This is a genomic window from Pseudomonas parafulva, assembly GCF_000800255.1.
GTDB lineage: Bacteria > Pseudomonadota > Gammaproteobacteria > Pseudomonadales > Pseudomonadaceae > Aquipseudomonas > Aquipseudomonas boreofloridensis.
Map to the genome: position 1 here is coordinate 3,785,032 of NZ_CP009747.1, position 20,089 is coordinate 3,805,120.

A 20,089-nucleotide genomic window follows, 5' to 3' on the forward strand; every position below is an offset into this window, starting at 1 on the left:
TCCTGTCATGAAAGGGGGACGGCCACGCTTAGGCTGGTGCCCTCGCCCGGCTCACTGTCCACGGTCACGCTGCCGCCGAGTATCAACACCCGCTCGCGCAGACCGACCAGACCGAACGAGGTAGGACGCGACTGTTCGGGCTCGAAACCGACGCCATCGTCGATCACCGTCATGCGCAGCAGGTCGCCGTCGCGCCTGAGCTCGATCTGCACGGTGTGCGCCTGGGCATGGCGCATGACGTTGGTCAGGGCTTCCTGAAGGATACGGAACAGGCCGGTGGCCTTGGCATCGCTCAAGGGTGGCAGATTATCCGGTACCTGCACCAGACAGGGAATCTGCGTACGTGCCTCGAAGCGTCGGGCCTGCCACTCGACGGCCGAGGCGATGCCGGCATCGAGAATGGGCGGGCGCAACGCCGTGGCCACATCGCGCACCAGTTGGAACAGCTGGGCAATCGAGCGCTTCATGCTGGCCAGACGCTCGTGCAGGGCCGGGTCGAGATCGGCGAAGGCCAACTCGCACATCGACACTTCGAGCTTGAGCACGGTGAGCATCTGCCCCAGCTCGTCGTGGACCTCACGGGCGATGCGCGCTTTCTCTTCCTCGCGCACGCTCTCCAGGTGCGCCGCCAATTCACGCAATTGCTCCTGGGAACTGGCCAGCGCCAGCTCGGCGCGCTTGCTCTGGGTGATGTCCCAGACGATACCGTCCCACACCACCCGCCCGTCGGCCTGGCGCCGGGCGCGGGCCTTGATGTCGGCCCAGCGCTCGGCGCCCTGGCGGGTGACCATGCGACCCTGCCAGGACCAGTCACGGTCGCTGGCCAATGCCAGGTTTTGCACCCGGTGATAGTCGGCGCGGTCATCGGCATGCACCAGCGAGCGCAGCCCCATGTCCGGCTGCTGGATTTCGACCGGCGCGTAGCCGACCAGCGCCTGGCTGCCTTCGCTGATATAGGGAAACTCCGGCTCACCCTCGGCGGGATCGCGCTCCAGACGAAACACCAGTCCCGGTACGTTGCCGGCGATGCCCTTGAGCCGCGCCTCGCGCTCGCGCAGCTCGGCCAGGGCGCGACGGCGATCGGTGATGTCGGTGAGGTACACCACCAGGTACTCGGCGTCGCGAAAGCGCAGAAAGCTCAAGGACAACTCGACCGGTAGCAGACGGCCATCGGCGCACCGGCACAGGCTCTCGAACGCCTGGGCGCCGCTGTCGCCGGTGCGCACGCGGTTCCACAGCACGCGCCAGCGGTCCATGTCGAGGCTTGGTTCGATGTCGCCCAATGGCCGCTCCAGCAACTGCCCTTCACCCTGCCCAAGCATGTGTTCGGCCGCAGGGTTGGCGTAGCGCACGTGGCTGTCCCAATGCACCCAGAGAATGCCCACGGTGCTCTGATCGATGGAGAACTGGCTCAGGCGCAGCGCCTCCTCACGGCCTTGGCGCTCCACCAGCGCCTCGCGCGCGGCCAGCAGTCCGCGCTCCAGACGTCGTTGCTGACGCCGTTGCAGGGCCAACGTCGCCAAGGCCCCCAGCAACAGCAAGCCCAACAGCAGCGCCAGATTCTGCCAGAAACCTGCCGACTCACCCCCACGTGGATACTGCGGCTGCAGCCAGCGCTGATGCAGTTGCTCCAGGGTCTTGGCCGGCAGCGCCTGCAGGCCGCGTTGCAACACCTCGGCCAGCAGTGGCCAGTCACGCCGCGAGCCGATGCGCAGCAACTGCGGCAGGCCGATATCGGCCACCACGGCCAGGTCGCTGAACTCGCTTTCGCGCGACAACCGGCTCAGTTGCGCTTCGTCCAGTACGGCAAAACGCGCCTGGCCGCTGAGCACCCGTTGCAGCGCCTCGCGGTCGTTGGCCACACCTTGCAGGTCGAGCCGCGGGTAAGTGCTGCGCAGGTAATCGGCCAGCACACCGGGCAAGCGCACCGCAACGCCGTCAGCGGCCCCGAGCTTCTCCAGATCCACCGCCCGCGTGCTGCCGCGCAGGCCCACCACAAGCTGCGGCACCCGCATGTAGGGATCGCTGAACAACCACAGGCGCAGGCTCGCCGGGGTCTGGGTGAGGCCAGGCGCGAAGTCGATCTCGCCGATTTGCAGCGCATGCTCCAGGCCGGCCTGGTCCGGGTAGTTGCGCCAGGTGAGGTCCAGGTCCAGGGCACGTGCCAGCTCGCTGACCAACTCGACGTTGGCCCCGTACAGTTGCTGCAATCGACGGTCGAACTGCGCGTAGGGCGCCTGCAACACCAGGCCTACGCGCAGGTGGCGATGGCCATCGAGCCACTGCTGCTGTGCCGGTTCCAGTTGCGCCAGCGGCGTCGCCTCCTTGGCCAGCGCGATCAAGGGCAGGCACAACCAGCCGATAACCAACAGGCAACGCAATCGCTTCATCGGGGGCTCGTCCTGGCAATGATGGCCAACTGCGTGGCCGTCGCGGGCATTTACTATTAGGCTGCCGGTATATTCTGGCCTTGGGTTGATCCATGTTCACACTTTATCGCACGTCGCTGGCCCTGTTCTGCCTGGCTGCAGCCCTTCCCCTGACCGCCCACGCCGCTGAGGCCGAGACTCCGGCCGCCCCCGCCGAGGCCGCGGCGGTGCGTGCGCCGCTGCTCGAGCGCAGCCAGGAAGATGCCCTGGCGCTGGAGCGCTTGGTGCCCAAGGCGCAGCAGCAGACCTTGCAGGCCGATGGCGAGAGCTTCCTGGCCCTGTGGAAACCCGCCAATGACAGCAACCCCAAAGGCGCAGTGATCATCGTGCCGGGTGCCGGCGAAAGCGCCGACTGGCCTGTCACCGTCGCCCCGCTGCGCAATCGCTTTCCCGATGTCGGCTGGCACAGCCTGAGCGTCAGCCTGCCCGACCTGCTGGCCGACAGCCCGCAGCCGCGCGCGGCTGATACCCCCGCACCCGCGGCCAAGGACAAGAGCGAAGGCACCAGCGCCCCCGCCAAGGACACCCCGGACGACGCCAACGCCAATGTGGCCCAGGCGACCGCGCCCGATCCGGATACCGCCCAGGGCACCGACGCGGCGCAGGCCAGTGAACACAGCGACCAGGCCGATGCCGCGCGCATCTTCGCCCGCCTGGACGCTGCCGTGGCGTTCGCCCAGCAGCAGAACGCCCACAGCATCGTGCTGATCGGTCATGGCAGCGGCGCGTACTGGGCGGCGCGCTATGTCAGCGAAAAGCAGCCACCGCAGGTGCAGAAGCTGGCGCTGATTTCCGCGCAGACACCGGCGCGGGTCGAGCACGACCTGGAAAGCCTGGTGCCAACGCTCAAGGTGCCGACTGCCGATATCTATTTCGTCACCCGTACCCGCGACCAGAATGCCGCCCAATTGCGCTTGCAGGCCAGCAAGCGCGAGAAGGACAGCCAGTACCGGCAACTCTCGCTGATCGCCATGCCGGGCGACCGCTCGGCAGAGCAGGAGCAATTGTTCCGTCGGGTGCGGGGCTGGATGATGCCGCAAGATCCGCAAGAGTCACCTTGAGACGCCACGGCCGCGGCGGACCGATCGCTCAGATCCCCCGCCGCGTGCGAATCAGCGCATAGGCCTGGTGCAGTTCGCGGGTCCGCTCGGTGGCTTCGCGCACCCGCGCCTCGCTCGCGCCGCTGCCCACCAGCTTGTCCGGGTGATGACGACTGACCAAACGTCGATAGGCCTGCTTGACCTGGTCCGCGTCGGTGTCGGGCTCGACCCCCAGTACGCGCAGGGCGGCGGCATAGGTCATCGCCCCGCTCGCCACCGCCGCACGGCTCGGCTCGTACTCCTGCGACAGCGCCTGCACCTGGGTGCGGGTCATGCCCAACTGCCGGCCCCAGTTGAGCAGCAGTTCGCGCTCATGATGCCCTGCCTTGCCATCGGCCCAGACCATGCGCCAACAGGCGCGCAATGCGCCTTCCGCACCGTGCGGCTGATGACCGATGCGGCGCAGGTAACGGTCCAGACGACCCTTGCCCGCCTTGCCACGATTGAAGGCCGAAATGGCCCGCAGGCGGGCGGGTTCGCCAAGGTCCAGACGGGTCATCTCCTGACGCGCCTGGTGAATATGCCCCTCGGCGACGCGCCCATCACTCTTGGCCAACCGTCCCAGCAGCAGGAACAGCAACTCCTCGTCGCGCAGCGCCGGACGTCCACCCAGACGCTCGCGCGCATCCTCCCACCCCTGTATACGCAGACGCCGATCCATGGCCTGGCCCAGCAAGGCGCCCAACAGCGCGCCCGGAATACTGGCCACGGCAAAACCGGCCCCGGCACCGATCACTGTGCTCGGCCACCACATCTCAGGCACGCTCGCCGATCAGGCGCTCGACCTCGGCCAGGCGCTCGAGCGTACCGACATCCACCCACTGCCCCCGATAGTGCTCACCGGTCACCTGCCCGTCCGCCATCGCCCGACGCAGCAGCGGTGCCAGCTTGAAGGCGCCGGGCTGGCAGCCGTCGAACAGGTGCGGGTGCAGCAGCGACAGCCCGCTGAAGGTCAGGGTGCCTGGGCTGTCGTCACCGTCGAGCACATGCACGCCGTCGAGGCGGAAATCGCCACGGCCGTGATGCCCGGGGTTATCCACCAGCACCAGGTGCGCCAGGCCCTGCAGCGGTTGGCGCAGACGGGCGAAGTCGTAGTCGGTCCAGATATCGCCGTTGACCAGCAGGAACGGCGCCTCGCCCAGCAGCGGCAACGCCTTGAAGATACCGCCACCGGTCTCCAGCGGCTCGCCTTCGGGGGAGTACTGGATGTGCAGGCCGAAGCGGCTGCCATCACCCAAGTGATCTTCGATCTGCTGGCCCAGCCAGGCGTGATTGATCACCACCTCGGTGATGCCCGCGCTGGCCAGGGACTGGAGGTGATACTCGATCAGCGGTTTGCCGGCTGCCGGCACCAGGGGTTTGGGGGTATGCAGGGTCAGCGGGCGCATGCGCTCGCCTTTGCCGGCCGCCAGGATCATCGCCTTCATGGGCGCGCTCCGCTGTCGAGTTCGGCCAGCAGCTCACCCAACTCCGCCAGCTCCGGACGGCGAGCGATCACCTCGTGCAGGTAGGCGAAGAACCGTGGCACGTCGGCGAGGTAGCGCGGCTTGCCATCGCGGTGACAAATGCGGGCGAAGATGCCGATCACTTTCAGGTGACGCTGAACGCCCATCAGATCGCTGGCGCGCTGGAAGTCGGCGAAGTCTGCCTGTACCGGGATGCCGGCCGCACGCGCCTGGTCCCAGTAGCGGCGCAGCCAGGCGTCGACGCGGGCCTGGGGCCAACTGAGGAAAGCGTCCTTGAACAGGCAGGTGATGTCGTAGGTCACCGGGCCGTAGACCGCATCCTGGAAGTCCAGCACGCCGGGATTGGGGGTGCTGAGCATCAGGTTGCGCGGCATGTAGTCGCGGTGCACCAGCACCTTGGGCTGCGCCAGGGCACTGTCGATCAGCAGTTGGCTGATGCGTTGCCAGCGAGCCTGCTGAGCGTCATCGAAGGCGGTGTTCAGCGCGTGGCCGACGTACCACTCGGGGAACAACGCCAGCTCGCGGCGCAGCAGCGCCGTGTCATAGCTGGGCAGCGGTGCCTGCATCGGCAGGCGCTGCAAGGCCAGCAGCGCCTCGATGGCCGCGTCGAACAGCGCGTCGGCGTTGTCGCCGTCGATCACTTCCAGATAAGTCTGACGCCCCAGGTCGCTCAGCAGCAGGAAACCCCGTTCCAGGTCCTGGGCATGGATGACCGGCACGTTGACCTGGGCGCTGGCCAGCAAGTGATCGATGGCGACGAACGGTGCACAGTTTTCCTGGGGCGGCGGCGCATCCATGATCACCAGACTGCGGCCGCCGCCTTCCCAGCGGAAGTAGCGGCGGAAGCTCGCGTCGCTGCTGGCGGCGGTCAGGCTGCCGGTCGGCACCTCGCCCCAGGCGTTGTCGCGAAAAAGATTCTGTAACTGTCGTTCGAGCCACACAGTCAGCTGTTGCAGGCGTACATCATGATCGGGCATTACAAGGGTCTCCGACGGCCCCTAGCCGTCAAGCGGGTCATGCTTTATTATCCAGCATCTTTTTCAGACCATCGAGAGGCGTGCGGCCCCCACACGCGGGCAGATGGCACGCAGGAAGCCCGGACTAATAAGATGGCATTGAAATCCCCCGCGTTTCGTAGAAAGTTTCCGTTGCTGGTCACTGGCGGTCTGCTGGCCCTGCAACCTCTGGCCACCTCGTACGTGGTGGCTGCCGAGCAGTTCGACTGCCAAGTGTCCGCCGCCGGTGGTTGGGACTGCAAGCCCAAGACTGCAGCCAACACGCTGCCGCCGCGCCCTGTGCACGACGGTGCCGCGCTCAGTGGCGGCACCGAGGCCCAGACCGCCGAGGCGGCTGGCAGCAGTGCCGAAGCCAAGCCGGTGCTGGTCACCGAGAGCAAAGGCCGTGGCCTGAAGTCGCGCAGCGAAGACTACAGTCACCTGGACTGGGTGCCGCGTGACAAGCTCACGGCCGCCCAGTTGGCCGAGACTGGCCCCTATTGCGGCGGCGCCTATGTCGAGCCGACCCGTCCTGGCATGAACGACTCCACGCCCAAGGACGAATCGCCCACCTACATCAATGCCAAGGTCTCCAAGTACCAGCAGGAGCAGCAGATCGCTACCCTCGCCGGTGACGTGGTCATGCGCCAGGGCAGCATGCAGGCCCAGGCCGACGAGGCCAATCTGTACCAGGCCGAGAACCGAGGCGAGCTCAAGGGCAACGTGCGCATTCGCGACAACGGCACCCTGGTCGTCGGCGATCAGGCCGAGGTCCAGCTCGACACCGGCGCGGCCAAGATCGACAACGCCGAATACGTGATGCACAAGTCGCACATCCGCGGCAATGCGCTCTACGCCAAACGTGCCGAGAACGCCATCATCCGCCTCAAGGACGGTACCTATACCACCTGTGAGCCGGGCAGCAACGCATGGCAACTCAAGGGCAACAACATCACGCTCAACCCGGCCACCGGCTTTGGTACCGCGACCAACGCGACGCTGCGGATCAAAGACATTCCGGTCTTCTACACGCCGTACATCTATTTCCCGATCGACGACCGTCGCCAGTCCGGCTTCCTGCCGCCGTCGTTCAGCACCAGCAGCGATACCGGCTTCATGCTGGTCACGCCGTACTACTTCAACCTGGCGCCTAACTACGACGCCACCTTGTATCCGCGCTACATGGCCAAACGCGGCATGATGATGGAAGGCGAATTCCGCTACCTCACCAAGTCCAGCGAAGGTCAGTTCGGCGGCGCCTACCTCAACGACGAGGACGACGACCGCAAGCTGCAGACGGATTACAAAAAAGAACGCTGGATGGTCAACTGGCAGCACAAAGGCGGTCTCGACGACCGCATCATGACCGAGGTGGACTACACCAACATCAGCGATCCGTTCTACTTCCAGGATCTGGAATCAGATCAGATCGGCATCGAGCGACGTGATTTCGTCAACCAGCAAGGCGCTGTCAACTATCGCGGCGATACCTTCACCGCACGATTGAACGTGCAGGCCTACGAGATGGCGACCATCTCGCAGATCACGCCGTATGACCGTCTGCCACAGATCACCGTGAACGGCATGCTGCCGTATCATCCGGCAGGTCTGGACTTCACTTACGACACCGAGGCTGTCCGGTTCGATCGTGATCTGAAGAACGATTTCGTGCGAGATAAAGATGGCTTTGCCGATATCAGCACCGGCTTCCCAGGCCGTCGCCTGGACGAAAACGTCACAGGTATCGCCCGTGCCAACGGCACTCGCTTGAATCTCGCGCCAGCCATGAGTTTGCCGATGGAAGCCAGCTACGGCTACATCACGCCCAAACTCAAGTACGCCTATACCAGCTACGATCTTGACCTTGATGGCAAAGGCAAAGCCGAAGCACTTGCTCAGTCGGCAAACCCTGCCTATGGCAACTACAGCAGTTCGATCAACCGTGACATCCCGATCTTCAGTGTGGACAGCGGCCTGTACTTCGACCGCAACACCTCGATGTTCGGCACCAACTTCCGCCAGACCCTCGAGCCGCGACTGTTCTACCTCTACGTCCCGAACAAGGACCAGAAGGACATCCCGCTGTTCGACACCAGTGAAACGCTGTTCAGCTACGATTCGCTGTTCCGCGACAACCGCTTCAGTGGCGTAGACCGCATCGGCGACGAGAACAAGCTGTCGCTGGGCGTGACCACCCGCTGGATCGAAGACAACGGCTTCGAGCGTCAACGCTTCAGCATCGGCCAGGCCTACTACTTCGAAGACCGCAAGGTTCAGTTGCCAGGCATCAACTATCGCGAGCGCGATGACGCCAAGGCCAACGTGTCACCGTACGCCTTGGTCTATCAGTACGCATTCAACCGCGACTGGCGCTTCAACTCGGACTTCAACTGGGATCCGGACAGCCGCAGCACCCGCTCGGGCAGCGCGATGTTCCACTACCAGCCCGAAGACAACCCGAACAAGGTGGTCAACCTCGGCTATCGCTATCGCAACGACACCATTGCCTACGACTCGCTCACCGGCACATGGAAAGTGGGCGGCGGTGACTACGGCACTCCAGGCCAGCCGAACTACATCAAGGACTACTACAAGATCCAGCAGCACGACTTCTCGGTCATCTGGCCGCTGGTCCCGCAGTGGAGCGTCATTGCACGCTGGCAGCACGACTACAACCGCAACCGTACCCTGGAAGCCATGGGCGGTTTCGAGTACGACAGTTGCTGCTGGAAAGTCCGCCTGATCAACCGCTACTGGCTCGATATCGATGATTTCAGCCAGGCACTGCCGACCAACGAAAAAGGCGACCATGGCGTATTCCTGCAGATCGTCCTCAAAGGCCTCGGCGGCGTCGTCGGCAACAAGGTCGAATCGTTCCTGGACAAAGGCATTCAAGGTTACCGTACCCGTGAAGAGCAAGCTTATTGATCGTCTGCGCCCGCTGATGCTGGGCGCCGTAATGCTGAGCGGTGCGGTGTATGCCGCGCCACAGCCCCTGGACCGTGTGGTGGCCATCGTCGACAACGACGTGGTCATGCAGAGCCAACTGGACCAACGCGTCCACGAAGTGCAGCAGACCATCGCCAAACGCGGCGGTGGTGTGCCACCGGCCAGCGCCCTGCAGCAGCAGGTGCTCGAGCGCTTGATCGTCGAGAACCTGCAACTGCAAATCGGCGAACGCTCCGGCATTCGCATCACCGACGAGGAACTCAACCAGGCCATCGGCACCATCGCCCAGCGCAATGGCATGTCACTGGATCAATTCCGTGCAGCCCTCGCCCACGACGGTCTGTCGTTCGATGACGCCCGCGAGCAGGTCAAGCGCGAGATGATCATCAGCCGCGTTCGCCAGCGTCGCGTGGCCGAGCGCATCCAAGTCTCCGAGCAGGAAGTGAAGAACTTCCTCAACTCCGACCTGGGCAAGATGCAGATGTCGGAAGAGTACCGCCTGGCCAACATCCTCATCCCAACCCCGGAAAGCGCCAACTCCGACGCGATCCAGGCCGCTGCGCGCCAGGCCGGTGACGTCTACCAGCAACTGCGCAAGGGTGCGGACTTCGGCCAGTTGGCCATCGCCCGTTCGGCCAGCGAGAATGCCCTGGAAGGCGGCGAAATGGGCTGGCGTAAAGCCGGTCAATTGCCACCTGACTTCGCCAAGATGCTCAGCAGCATGTCGATTGGCGACATCACCCAGCCGATTCGTATCCCCAATGGCTTCATCATCCTCAAGCTCGAGGAAAAGCGTGGCGGTAGCGAAAGCGTGCTGCGTGACGAAGTCCATGTGCGCCATATCCTGATCAAGCCGAGCGAAATCCGTAGCGACGCCGCGACCGAGCAACTGGCTCAGCGCATCTACGATCGCATCCAGAATGGCGAAGACTTCGCCGAGCTGGCGAAGAGCTTCTCGGAAGATCCGGGCTCCGCGCTCAACGGCGGCGACCTCAACTGGGTCGATCCGAACAGCCTGGTGCCGGAATTCCGCGAGCAGATGGCCAATGCCCAGCAAGGTGTGGTCACCAAGCCGTTCAAGACCCAATACGGCTGGCACGTGCTGGAAGTGCTGGGCCGCCGCGCGACCGACAGCACCGAGCAGGCGCGTGAGCAGCAAGCGTTGAGCGTGCTGCGCAACCGCAAGTATGACGAAGAGCTGCAAAGCTGGTTGCGTCAGATCCGCGACGAAGCCTACGTTGAGATCAAGCTGCCTGGCGCCGAACAGGCCGCGCAGTGAAACCCCTGCGCTTCGCCGTCACGCCTGGCGAGCCCGCAGGCATAGGTCCCGACCTGTGCCTGCTGCTCGCCGCAGAGCAGCAACCCCACCCCCTGATCGCCATCACCAGCCGTGACCTGCTCCTGACGCGGGCCGCGCAACTGGGGCTGGCGATCAGTTTGCTCGAGGTCTCGCCACACGCCTGGCCTGACGAGCCCGCTCCGGCAGGTAGCCTGTACGTCTGGGACACGCCGTTGGCGGCGCCCGTGCAACCGGGTCAGCTCGATGCGCGCAACGCCGTCTTCGTGTTGCATACCCTGACCCGCGCGGGCCAAGGCTGCCTGGACGGCGATTTCGCCGGCATGGTCACCGCCCCAGTGCACAAGGGCGTGATCAATGAAAGCGGCATTGCATTCTCCGGACACACCGAATTCCTTGCCGAACTCACCCACACCGCCCAGGTCGTGATGATGCTGGCTACCCACGGCCTGCGCGTGGCCTTGGTGACCACTCACTTGCCGCTGCGGGACGTCGCCGATGCCATCACGGCCGAGCGCCTGGAGCGTGTCACACGCATCCTGCACGCCGATCTGCGGGACAAGTTCGGCATCGCCACGCCCCGCATTCTGGTCTGCGGCCTCAATCCGCATGCCGGCGAAGGCGGCCACCTCGGCCGCGAAGAAATCGACATCATCGAGCCCGCACTCGAGCGCCTGCGCGCCGAGGGCATGGACCTGCGCGGTCCATTGCCGGCCGACACCCTCTTTACCCCCAAATATCTGGAGCATTGCGACGCAGTGCTGGCGATGTACCACGACCAGGGCCTGCCCGTACTCAAGTACAAAGGCTTCGGCGCCGCCGTCAATGTCACCCTGGGGCTGCCGATCATCCGCACCTCGGTGGACCACGGCACCGCCCTGGACCTGGCCGGCAGCGGCAAGGTCGACACCGGCAGCTTGCGCGTCGCCCTGCACACCGCCTACCAGATGGCCGAGAACCGACCATGAACGAGCATTACCAACACCGGGCGCGCAAGCGCTTCGGTCAGAACTTCCTGCACGACGCCGGCATCATCGACCGCATCCTGCGCGCCATTCACGCCAAGGCGGGCGAGCACCTGCTGGAAATCGGTCCAGGCCAAGGCGCACTCACCGAAGGATTGCTGGGCAGCGGCGCGCAACTCGACGTCGTCGAGCTGGACAAAGACCTGGTGCCGATCCTGCAACACAAGTTCGCTGGCCGTGACAACTTCCGCCTGCACCAGGGCGACGCGCTGAAGTTCGACTTCAATACCCTGGGCGTTCCACCGCGCAGCCTCAAGGTAGTCGGCAACCTGCCCTACAACATCTCCACCCCACTGATTTTCCACCTGCTGGCGCACGCCGGGCTGATCCGCGACATGCACTTCATGCTGCAGAAGGAAGTGGTCGAGCGCATGGCGGCCGGTCCCGGTGGCGGTGATTGGGGTCGTCTGTCGATCATGGTCCAGTACCACTGCCGCGTTGAGCACTTGTTCAATGTCGGCCCCGGCGCATTCAACCCGCCGCCGAAGGTGGACTCGGCAATCGTGCGTTTGGTCCCACACGAAGTGCTGCCGCATCCGGCCAAGGATCCAGCACTGCTCGAACGCGTAGTCCGCGAAGCGTTCAACCAGCGCCGCAAAACCCTGCGCAATACCCTCAAGGGCCTGCTCGACAGCCAAGCCATCGAGGCGGCAGGCGTCGACGGCAGCCTGCGCCCTGAACAGCTCGACCTGGCGGCCTTCGTGCGCCTGGCCGATCAATTGGCGGCGCAGCAAGGCTGATCGCCTTGCTCGTGGCGCGTGCCTGATCGCGCCTAGAACACGCCCATGATAGGCACGGCCAGCCCGCACCGCTGGCCCTCTGCCCTCGCAATGGCCTAGACTGCGACAATCGCGTTAATGCTCCGTTCGCCAAGGCCCTTGCATGTCCGACCCCCGCTATCAGATCGACGTCAGCGTCGTCACCCGCTTCCTCAAAGACCAGTCAGACCCCGAAAACAACCGGTTCGCCTTCGCCTATACCATCACGGTGGCGAACAACGGCACCCTCAAGGCCAAGCTGACCGCACGCCATTGGTTGATCACCAACGGTGACGGCGAAGTCGAAGAAGTGCGCGGCGACGGCGTGGTCGGCCAGCAGCCGGTTATCGCGCCTGGGCAGAGCCACACTTATAGCAGCGGCGCGGTCATCAAAACCCGTGTCGGCACCATGCAGGGCAGCTACCAGATGTTCGCCGAAGATGGCACACGCTTCGACGCACCCATCGCACCCTTCCGTCTGGCGGTGCCCGGAGCCCTGCACTGATGGCTACTTATGCCGTCGGCGATCTTCAAGGCTGCCTGAAACCGCTCAAGTGCCTGCTTGAACAGGTGCGTTTCAATCCAGCGAGCGACCGCCTGTGGTTGGTGGGTGACCTGGTCAACCGTGGCCCGGAATCGCTCGAGACCCTGCGCTACCTCTATTCGATACGGGATTCGCTGGTCTGTGTGCTGGGCAATCACGACCTGCACCTGCTCGCCGCCTGGCACAACCCCGAGCGCTTGAAGAAGAGCGACACGCTGCGCGAAATCGTCGAGGCACCCGATGCCGATGCGCTGCTCGGCTGGCTGCGCCGGCAGAAGCTGCTGCATTACGACGAAGCACGCGGTATCGCCATGGCCCACGCCGGCATCCCGCCCCAATGGACCTTGGGCAAGGCGCTGGAGTTGGCAGCAGAGGTCGAGCAGGTGCTGCGCGACGACAACCGGCTCCAGCCCTACCTGGACGGGATGTACGGCAACGAGCCGAACAAGTGGAGCAAGGACCTGACCGGTATCGAACGGTTGCGGGTGATCACCAACTACTTCACCCGCATGCGCTTCTGCACGGCCTCCGGCAAGCTCGACCTCAAGAGCAAGGAAGGCCTGGACAGCGCACCGAAGGGCTACAAAGCCTGGTATGCACACAAGAACCGTCGTTCGCGGCATGTGAAGATCATCTTCGGGCACTGGGCAGCCCTCGAAGGGCGGGTGGACACACCCGACATCATCGCGCTGGACACCGGCTGCGTCTGGGGCGGTGCCATGACCCTGTACAACCTCGACAGCGGGGCGTATCACCGCTGCGCCTGCACCGACGAAGGGGACGTCCGCGTCCCCTGCGAACCGACTAGAATCGACGATCGAACCTGAAGGAAAGCGTACCCATGAGCGAATTCAAGCGCATCCCCCCGGAGCAGGCCCTGGCCCTGCGCGAGCAAGGGGCCGTGGTGGTCGACATTCGTGACGCCGCCGCCTATGCCGCCGGCCATGTCACCGGTGCCCGCCACCTGGACAACCATTCGGTGGCCGATTTCATCCGCCAAGCGGACCTGGATGCGCCGACGCTGGTGGTCTGCTATCACGGCAACTCCAGCCAGAGCGCGGCCGCCTACCTGGTGGGCCAAGGATTTTCTGACGTCTACAGCGTCGACGGCGGCTTCGAGCTGTGGCGCGCCACCTTCCCAGGTGAAACCGAGCAAAGCCAACCCGAATAATTTTTTCATCTGCTCTGCAGCCCGCGCGCTCTGCGGGCTTGCGCCCCACCTGACGAACGGTCGCAGGCAACTTCTTGCCACCACGACCTTGACCTTGCCGATTACCAACTATCCTTAAGCCCAGGCCATCCAAATCAGGGGAGAGCCGGTACACCGGCGTGCGGGTCATCGGTAGCGTTTCAGGGTGTTCTGGGGGGTACAAGGCATTCGGCGAAAGCCGCTTGCATGCCAGCATCAGCTGACTGATCCGGCGTCGTCTCCACGTATCGAGCGAGGTGACGTCATGAGCATTTTTAGCCACTTCCAACAACGTTTCGAGTCCACCCGCCAGGAAGAACTTTCGCTGCAGGAGTACCTCGAGCTGTGCAAAGAGGATCGCAGTGCCTACGCCTCGGCGGCTGAACGGCTGTTGCTGGCCATCGGCGAACCGGAGCTGATCGACACCTCCACCAACTCCAGGCTGTCGCGGATCTTTTCCAACAAAGTGATCCGTCGCTACCCGGCCTTTGCCGACTTCCATGGCATGGAAGAGTGCATCGACCAGATTGTTTCCTACTTCCGCCATGCGGCCCAAGGCCTGGAAGAGAAGAAGCAGATCCTCTACTTGCTGGGCCCGGTCGGTGGCGGTAAATCGTCCCTGGCCGAAAAACTCAAGCAGTTGATCGAGAAAGTCCCCTTCTATGCCATCAAGGGGTCACCGGTCTTCGAAACACCGCTGGGCTTGTTCAATGCCAACGAAGATGGCGACATCCTCCAGGAAGAATTCGGCATTCCAAAGCGTTACCTGAACACCATCATGTCGCCGTGGGCAACCAAGCGTCTGCAGGAGTTCGGCGGCGACATCAGCAAGTTCAAGGTGGTCAAGCTGTATCCCTCGATCCTCAACCAGATCGCCGTCGCCAAGACCGAGCCGGGTGACGAGAACAACCAAGACATTTCGGCCCTGGTGGGTAAAGTGGATATCCGCAAACTCGAAGAATTCCCGCAGAACGACGCCGATGCCTACAGCTATTCGGGCGCGTTGTGCCGCGCCAACCAGGGCCTGATGGAATTCGTCGAGATGTTCAAGGCGCCGATCAAGGTCTTGCACCCTTTGCTGACGGCCACCCAGGAAGGCAACTACAACAGCACCGAGGGTCTGGGCGCGATCCCCTACTCCGGCATCTTGTTGGCCCACTCCAACGAATCGGAGTGGCACACCTTCCGCAACAACAAGAACAACGAAGCCTTCATCGACCGGATTTACATCGTCAAGGTGCCCTACTGCCTGCGCGTCAGCGACGAGATCCGCATCTACGACAAGCTGCTGGTCAACAGCTCGCTGGCCAAGGCCCATTGCGCGCCGGACACGCTCAAGATGCTGGCCCAGTTCACCGTGTTGTCGCGCTTGAAAGAGCCGGAAAACTCCAACATCTATTCGAAGATGCGTGTCTACGACGGTGAGAATCTCAAGGACACCGATCCCAAGGCCAAGTCGATTCAGGAGTACCGTGACAGCGCGGGCGTCGACGAAGGCATGAATGGACTCTCCACGCGCTTCGCGTTCAAGATCCTGTCGAAAGTGTTCAACTTCGATCCCCATGAAGTGGCCGCCAACCCAGTGCACCTGCTGTATGTCCTCGAACAACAGATCGAGCAGGAGCAGTTCCCGGCAGAAGTTCGCGAGCGCTACCTGCGCTACCTCAAAGAGTACCTGGCGCCGCGCTACATCGAGTTCATCGGCAAGGAAATCCAGACGGCCTACCTGGAGTCTTACAGCGAGTACGGCCAGAACATCTTCGATCGCTATGTGCTGTACGCCGACTTCTGGATTCAGGACCAAGAGTACCGCGACCCGGAAACCGGCGAGATCCTCAACCGCATCGCGCTCAACGAAGAACTGGAGAAGATCGAGAAACCGGCGGGCATCAGCAACCCGAAAGATTTCCGCAACGAGATCGTCAACTTCGTGCTGCGTGCGCGTGCCAACAACAACGGCAAGAACCCGAGCTGGCTGAGCTATGAAAAACTGCGGGTGGTGATCGAGAAGAAAATGTTCTCCAACACCGAGGATCTGCTGCCAGTCATCAGTTTCAACGCCAAGGCAAGCAAGGAAGACCAGAAGAAGCACAACGACTTCGTCACCCGGATGGTGGAACGTGGCTACACCGACAAGCAGGTTCGCCTGTTGTCGGAATGGTACCTGCGGGTCAGGAAATCGCAATAAAGCGACCAGTCGTCTGCCGTAAGCTGCGAGCGGTCGCGTAGCCCCTCAGGGGCTGCGCGTCGGCTTGCGGTGATGGTGGCTGCGTTGTCTAGCAGCTTGACGCTCGAAGCTTGCAGCTGCGCTTAGCGGAGGCCCCATGAGCTACGTGATCGACCGACGCCTGAACGGCAAGAACAAGAGCACGGTGAACCGGCAGCGCTTTCTGCGCCGCTACCGTGAGCACATCAAGAAGGCGGTCGAAGAGGCCGTGAGCCGCCGCTCCATCACGGACATGGAGCATGGCGAGCAGATCAGTATTCCCGGTCGCGACATCGACGAACCGGTGCTGCATCACGGTCGCGGCGGCAAACAGACCGTCGTCCATCCAGGCAACAAGGAATTCACCGCCGGTGAACACATCGCCCGCCCTCAGGGCGGCGGCGGCGGAGGCGGCAAAGGCAAGGCCGGCAACTCCGGCGAAGGCATGGATGAATTCGTCTTCCAGATCACCCAGGAAGAGTTTCTCGAGTTCATGTTCGAGGACCTCGAATTGCCAAATCTGGTGAAACGTCACCTGACCGGCGCCGACACCTTCAAGACCGTGCGTGCAGGCATCGCCAGCGAAGGCAATCCGTCACGCATCAACATCGTACGTACCCTGCGTTCGGCCCATGCCCGCCGCATCGCCCTGACCGGCAGCAGCCGCGCGCTGTTGCGGGCGGCGCAGAAAGAGCTGGAGCGGTTGAGCGTCGAAGAGCCCGCCAACTTCACCGACATTCAGGAAGTGGAAGCCGAGATCGTCCGGCTCAAGGCACGCATCAACCGACTGCCCTTCCTCGACACCTTCGACTTGAAGTACAACCTGCTGGTCAAACAGCCCAACCCCAGTTCCAAGGCGGTGATGTTCTGCCTGATGGACGTCTCCGGCTCCATGACTCAGGCGACCAAGGACATCGCCAAGCGCTTCTTCATCCTTTTGTACCTGTTCCTCAAGCGCAACTACGACCGCATCGAAGTGGTGTTCATCCGCCATCACACCAGCGCCCGCGAGGTGGACGAAGAGGAGTTCTTCTATTCCCGCGAAACCGGCGGCACCATCGTGTCCAGTGCATTGAAACTGATGCAGGAAATCATGGCCGAGCGTTATCCGGCCAGCGACTGGAACATCTACGCGGCCCAGGCATCCGACGGCGACAACTGGAACGACGACTCCCCCATCTGCCGCGACATTCTCACCCGCCAGATCATGCCGCATGTGCAGTACTACACTTACGTCGAGATCACCCCTCGCGAGCACCAGGCGTTGTGGTACGAGTACGAGCGCATCGGCGACGCCTTCCCGGACACCTTCGCCCAGCAACAGTTGGTTTCGGCCGGTGACATCTATCCGGTCTTCCGTGAACTCTTCCAGCGCAGGTTAGCCACATGACCGCCAGAGCACAGAGACGCCAACCCATTTCCACCGGCTCGGAGTGGACCTTCGAGCTGATCCAGACCTACGACCGGGAGATCGGTCGGCTGGCCGAGCGCTATGCGCTGGACACCTATCCCAACCAGATCGAAGTGATCACGGCCGAGCAGATGATGGACGCCTATGCCTCGGTCGGCATGCCACTGGGCTATCACCATTGGTCCTACGGCAAGCAGTTCCTGAGCACTGAAAAATCCTATAGTCGTGGCCAGATGGGTCTGGCTTATGAAATCGTCATCAACTCCGACCCTTGCATCGCCTATCTGATGGAAGAGAACACCATCTGCATGCAGGCGCTGGTAATAGCCCACGCCTGCTATGGACACAACAGCTTCTTCAAGGGCAACTACCTGTTCCGCACCTGGACAGACGCCAGTTCGATCATCGACTACCTGGTCTTCGCCAAGCAGTACATCGCCCAGTGTGAGGAGCGTCACGGCATCGATGCCGTGGAAGACTTGATCGACTCTTGTCATGCACTGATGAATTACGGCGTGGACCGCTACAAGCGCCCCTACCCCATCTCGGCGGAGGAAGAGCGCCGTCGCCAGAAAGAGCGTGAAGAGCACCTGCAGCGGCAGATCAACGACCTGTGGCGCACGATTCCCAAAAGTGCGGATAAAGCCGGGGATCGTGACGATGCCCGCTTCCCGGCCGAACCCCAGGAGAACATCCTCTATTTCATCGAAAAACACGCCCCCCTGCTCGAGCCCTGGCAACGCGAAGTGGTGCGAATCGTGCGCAAGATCGCCCAGTACTTCTACCCACAACGCCAGACCCAGGTGATGAACGAAGGCTGGGCGACCTTCTGGCACTACACCTTGATGAACGACCTGTACGACGAAGGCCTGGTCACCGATGGCTTCATGATGGAGTTCCTGCAATCGCATACCAGTGTGGTGTTCCAGCCCGGCTACGACAGCCCCTATTACAACGGCATCAACCCCTACGCCCTGGGCTTTGCCATGTACACCGACATCCGTCGCATGTGCGAGCACCCCACCGAAGAAGACCGCCGCTGGTTCCCGGACATCGCGGGCAGCGACTGGCTGTCGACCCTCAAATTCGCCATGACCAGCTTCAAGGACGAGAGCTTCATCCTGCAGTACCTCTCGCCCAAGGTGATCCGCGATCTCAAGCTGTTCAGCATTCTCGACGACGATCAACGCGATGACTTACTGGTGCCGGCCATCCACGACGAGGCCGGATACCGCCTGATCCGCGAACAACTAGCCGCGCAGTACAACCTCGGCAACCGTGAGCCCAACGTGCAAATCTGGAGCATCGATCGGCGCGGCGATCGCTCGCTGACCCTGCGCCATCAACAGCACAATCGCAAACCTCTGGGTGAATCCACCGACGAGGTGCTCAAGCACCTGCACCGTCTGTGGGGTTTCGACATCCACCTGGAGACCGTGCAGGGCGACAAAGTGGTCAAAACCCACCACATGCCGCCTCGCGGCGAGCATGGCGAGACGGGCGACTACAGTCGTTCGGACATGTCGGTGATTCATCACCTCTAGCCTCGGACGACTGCCGACAGGGTATGCTGTCGGCTGTCATGGAGGCTGTATATGCACATCTACAAAGTTGGCGGCGCAGTACGCGACCGCCTGCTCGGGCGCCCGGTCAGCGATGTTGACTGGCTGGTGGTCGGCGCCACGGTCGAGGACATGCACGCCCAGGGCTTTCGCCCGGTCGGCGCCGATTTCCCCGTGTTCATCCACCCGAAAACCGGCGAGGAATACGCCCTGGCGCGCACCGAGCGCAAGAGCGGTCGTGGCTACGGCGGCTTCACCTTTCACGCCAGCCCAGAGGTGACACTCGAAGAAGACCTCATCCGTCGCGACCTGACCATCAATGCCATGGCCGAAGACGCGCAAGGCAATCTGCTGGATCCATACAACGGAAAGGCGGATCTGGAAAACCGCATTCTTCGTCACGTTTCACCGGCGTTCGCCGAAGATCCCCTGCGCGTACTGCGCGTTGCCCGGTTCGCTGCCCGCTATGCGCCGCTGGGCTTCAACGTCGCTGACGACACGCTGGCGCTGATGCGGCAACTCAGCGTCAGCGGGGAACTACAGGCACTGACAGCCGAGCGGGCGTGGAAGGAAATCGAACGGGCGCTGATGGAAAGCCAACCTCAGGTGTTCATCGAGGTGCTGCGCGATTGCGGCGCGCTGCATGAGTTGATGCCAGAGCTCGATGGCTCCAGCCAGGCGCTCGCTCCGTTGCGTCAAGCGGCCGAGCACGACCAGTCGCTGCCGGTGCGCTGGGCCTGCCTGATGCTGGCCATCCACGACACCACGCAGATCAATGCCGTGAACCAGCGTTTCAAGGCACCACGCGACTGCCAGGAATTGGCGGGGTTGGTGGGTGACTGCCTGCCGCTGGCCGACCGCGCGCGCGAACTCGAACCTTCAGCGCTGCTGGCGCTGCTGCAGAAATTCGATGTATACCGCCGGCCGCAGCGCTTCGAGGAGTTCATCGCGGCGTGCCAGATGGCAGCCTTCGCCCGTGGCGCGCGCAACTATGCACAAGCCGACTATCTGCGCGGCGCGGCATCGAAGGCACGGGGCGTGGATGTGAAACCGCTGGTGGCCAGAGGGCTGACCGGGCAGGCATTGGGTGAGGCGCTCAAGGCGGAGCGGCTGCACGTGCTGGCCCAGCACAAAGCCACTGCGTCTTGCGTATAGCCG

Annotated in this window: 16 protein-coding genes; 12 read left to right on the forward strand and 4 right to left on the reverse strand. The window is 63.1% G+C overall.

Going from position 1 to position 20,089, the window contains the following annotated elements; genetic code table 11:
• Positions 1 to 5: 5 nt before the first annotated feature.
• On the reverse strand, positions 6 to 2,390 hold the full coding sequence (locus tag NJ69_RS16570; protein WP_039581133.1) for a PAS domain-containing sensor histidine kinase: 2,385 nt from the start codon (positions 2,388 to 2,390) through the stop codon (positions 6 to 8).
• 92 nt (positions 2,391 to 2,482) lie between these two features.
• Here NJ69_RS16570 and NJ69_RS16575 point away from each other — a divergent pair, with 92 nt between their 5' ends.
• Positions 2,483 to 3,490, forward strand: coding sequence for an alpha/beta hydrolase family protein (locus NJ69_RS16575; protein WP_039581136.1), 1,008 nt, complete (start codon positions 2,483 to 2,485; stop codon positions 3,488 to 3,490).
• A gap of 28 nt (positions 3,491 to 3,518) precedes the next feature.
• Here the strand turns inward: NJ69_RS16575 and NJ69_RS16580 are convergent, their stop codons facing one another.
• The 3 genes from NJ69_RS16580 to NJ69_RS16590 are packed head-to-tail and all read right to left on the reverse strand — an operon-like array spanning position 3,519 to position 5,972.
• Positions 3,519 to 4,283, reverse strand: coding sequence for a TerB family tellurite resistance protein (locus NJ69_RS16580; RefSeq protein WP_039581138.1), 765 nt, complete (start codon positions 4,281 to 4,283; stop codon positions 3,519 to 3,521).
• 1 nt (position 4,284) lies between these two features.
• The gene (gene murU / locus NJ69_RS16585; protein WP_039581140.1) at positions 4,285 to 4,956 is read right to left on the reverse strand and encodes an N-acetylmuramate alpha-1-phosphate uridylyltransferase MurU; all 672 of its coding nucleotides are present in this window, start codon (positions 4,954 to 4,956) and stop codon (positions 4,285 to 4,287) included.
• On the reverse strand, positions 4,953 to 5,972 hold the full coding sequence (locus tag NJ69_RS16590) for an aminoglycoside phosphotransferase family protein (RefSeq protein WP_039581143.1): 1,020 nt from the start codon (positions 5,970 to 5,972) through the stop codon (positions 4,953 to 4,955). The genes murU and NJ69_RS16590 overlap by 4 nt, the downstream gene beginning before the upstream one ends.
• 132 nt (positions 5,973 to 6,104) lie before the next feature.
• Between NJ69_RS16590 and NJ69_RS16595 the strand changes: the two genes are divergently transcribed.
• From NJ69_RS16595 to NJ69_RS16645, 11 genes are all read left to right on the forward strand, one after another.
• Positions 6,105 to 8,918, forward strand: a complete 2,814-nt coding sequence (locus NJ69_RS16595; RefSeq protein WP_029614048.1) for an LPS-assembly protein LptD — start codon at positions 6,105 to 6,107, stop codon at positions 8,916 to 8,918.
• Positions 8,899 to 10,218 carry a peptidylprolyl isomerase SurA gene (gene surA / locus NJ69_RS16600; RefSeq protein WP_039581146.1) on the forward strand — a complete coding sequence of 440 codons (1,320 nt, stop codon included), beginning with the start codon at positions 8,899 to 8,901 and terminating at the stop codon, positions 10,216 to 10,218. The genes NJ69_RS16595 and surA overlap by 20 nt, the downstream gene beginning before the upstream one ends.
• Positions 10,215 to 11,204, forward strand: a complete 990-nt coding sequence (gene pdxA / locus NJ69_RS16605) for a 4-hydroxythreonine-4-phosphate dehydrogenase PdxA (protein ID WP_039581149.1) — start codon at positions 10,215 to 10,217, stop codon at positions 11,202 to 11,204. Before surA ends, pdxA begins: the two co-directional genes overlap by 4 nt.
• Positions 11,201 to 12,001, forward strand: coding sequence for a 16S rRNA (adenine(1518)-N(6)/adenine(1519)-N(6))-dimethyltransferase RsmA (gene rsmA, locus NJ69_RS16610; protein WP_029614045.1), 801 nt, complete (start codon positions 11,201 to 11,203; stop codon positions 11,999 to 12,001). Before pdxA ends, rsmA begins: the two co-directional genes overlap by 4 nt.
• Positions 12,002 to 12,143: 142 nt before the next feature.
• On the forward strand, positions 12,144 to 12,524 hold the full coding sequence (apaG, locus tag NJ69_RS16615; RefSeq protein ID WP_029614044.1) for a Co2+/Mg2+ efflux protein ApaG: 381 nt from the start codon (positions 12,144 to 12,146) through the stop codon (positions 12,522 to 12,524).
• Positions 12,524 to 13,390, forward strand: a complete 867-nt coding sequence (locus tag NJ69_RS16620; RefSeq protein ID WP_029614043.1) for a symmetrical bis(5'-nucleosyl)-tetraphosphatase — start codon at positions 12,524 to 12,526, stop codon at positions 13,388 to 13,390. Before apaG ends, NJ69_RS16620 begins: the two co-directional genes overlap by 1 nt.
• Before the next feature lie 14 nt (positions 13,391 to 13,404).
• Positions 13,405 to 13,734 (forward strand): thiosulfate sulfurtransferase GlpE, encoded by a 330-nt coding sequence (glpE, locus tag NJ69_RS16625; RefSeq protein ID WP_029614042.1) that lies wholly within the window; start codon positions 13,405 to 13,407, stop codon positions 13,732 to 13,734.
• Positions 13,735 to 14,017: 283 nt separating this feature from the next.
• Positions 14,018 to 15,940, forward strand: coding sequence for a PrkA family serine protein kinase (locus NJ69_RS16630; RefSeq protein ID WP_039581151.1), 1,923 nt, complete (start codon positions 14,018 to 14,020; stop codon positions 15,938 to 15,940).
• 136 nt (positions 15,941 to 16,076) lie between these two features.
• On the forward strand, positions 16,077 to 17,348 hold the full coding sequence (locus NJ69_RS16635) for a YeaH/YhbH family protein (RefSeq protein WP_039581153.1): 1,272 nt from the start codon (positions 16,077 to 16,079) through the stop codon (positions 17,346 to 17,348).
• On the forward strand, positions 17,345 to 18,913 hold the full coding sequence (locus NJ69_RS16640; RefSeq protein WP_039581156.1) for a SpoVR family protein: 1,569 nt from the start codon (positions 17,345 to 17,347) through the stop codon (positions 18,911 to 18,913). The genes NJ69_RS16635 and NJ69_RS16640 overlap by 4 nt, the downstream gene beginning before the upstream one ends.
• A 51-nt stretch (positions 18,914 to 18,964) precedes the next feature.
• Positions 18,965 to 20,086 carry a multifunctional CCA addition/repair protein gene (locus NJ69_RS16645; protein ID WP_039581157.1) on the forward strand — a complete coding sequence of 374 codons (1,122 nt, stop codon included), beginning with the start codon at positions 18,965 to 18,967 and terminating at the stop codon, positions 20,084 to 20,086.
• The last annotated feature ends 3 nt before the right edge of the window (positions 20,087 to 20,089 follow it).

What these genes read in the sequence shown, in the direction of transcription:
- NJ69_RS16630 (WP_039581151.1), top strand. Translation starts at nt 14,018, where the DNA reads ATGAGCATTTTTAGCCACTTCCAACAACGTTTCGAGTCCACCCGCCAG.
- glpE (WP_029614042.1), top strand. Translation starts at nt 13,405, where the DNA reads ATGAGCGAATTCAAGCGCATCCCCCCGGAGCAGGCCCTGGCCCTGCGC.
- apaG (WP_029614044.1), top strand. Translation starts at nt 12,144, where the DNA reads ATGTCCGACCCCCGCTATCAGATCGACGTCAGCGTCGTCACCCGCTTC.
- NJ69_RS16645 (WP_039581157.1), top strand. Translation starts at nt 18,965, where the DNA reads ATGCACATCTACAAAGTTGGCGGCGCAGTACGCGACCGCCTGCTCGGG.
- rsmA (WP_029614045.1), top strand. Translation starts at nt 11,201, where the DNA reads ATGAACGAGCATTACCAACACCGGGCGCGCAAGCGCTTCGGTCAGAAC.
- NJ69_RS16640 (WP_039581156.1), top strand. Translation starts at nt 17,345, where the DNA reads ATGACCGCCAGAGCACAGAGACGCCAACCCATTTCCACCGGCTCGGAG.
- NJ69_RS16595 (WP_029614048.1), top strand. Translation starts at nt 6,105, where the DNA reads ATGGCATTGAAATCCCCCGCGTTTCGTAGAAAGTTTCCGTTGCTGGTC.
- NJ69_RS16580 (WP_039581138.1), bottom strand. Translation starts at nt 4,283, where the DNA reads ATGTGGTGGCCGAGCACAGTGATCGGTGCCGGGGCCGGTTTTGCCGTG.
- NJ69_RS16570 (WP_039581133.1), bottom strand. Translation starts at nt 2,390, where the DNA reads ATGAAGCGATTGCGTTGCCTGTTGGTTATCGGCTGGTTGTGCCTGCCC.
- NJ69_RS16575 (WP_039581136.1), top strand. Translation starts at nt 2,483, where the DNA reads ATGTTCACACTTTATCGCACGTCGCTGGCCCTGTTCTGCCTGGCTGCA.
- murU (WP_039581140.1), bottom strand. Translation starts at nt 4,956, where the DNA reads ATGAAGGCGATGATCCTGGCGGCCGGCAAAGGCGAGCGCATGCGCCCG.
- NJ69_RS16620 (WP_029614043.1), top strand. Translation starts at nt 12,524, where the DNA reads ATGGCTACTTATGCCGTCGGCGATCTTCAAGGCTGCCTGAAACCGCTC.
- NJ69_RS16590 (WP_039581143.1), bottom strand. Translation starts at nt 5,972, where the DNA reads ATGCCCGATCATGATGTACGCCTGCAACAGCTGACTGTGTGGCTCGAA.
- NJ69_RS16635 (WP_039581153.1), top strand. Translation starts at nt 16,077, where the DNA reads ATGAGCTACGTGATCGACCGACGCCTGAACGGCAAGAACAAGAGCACG.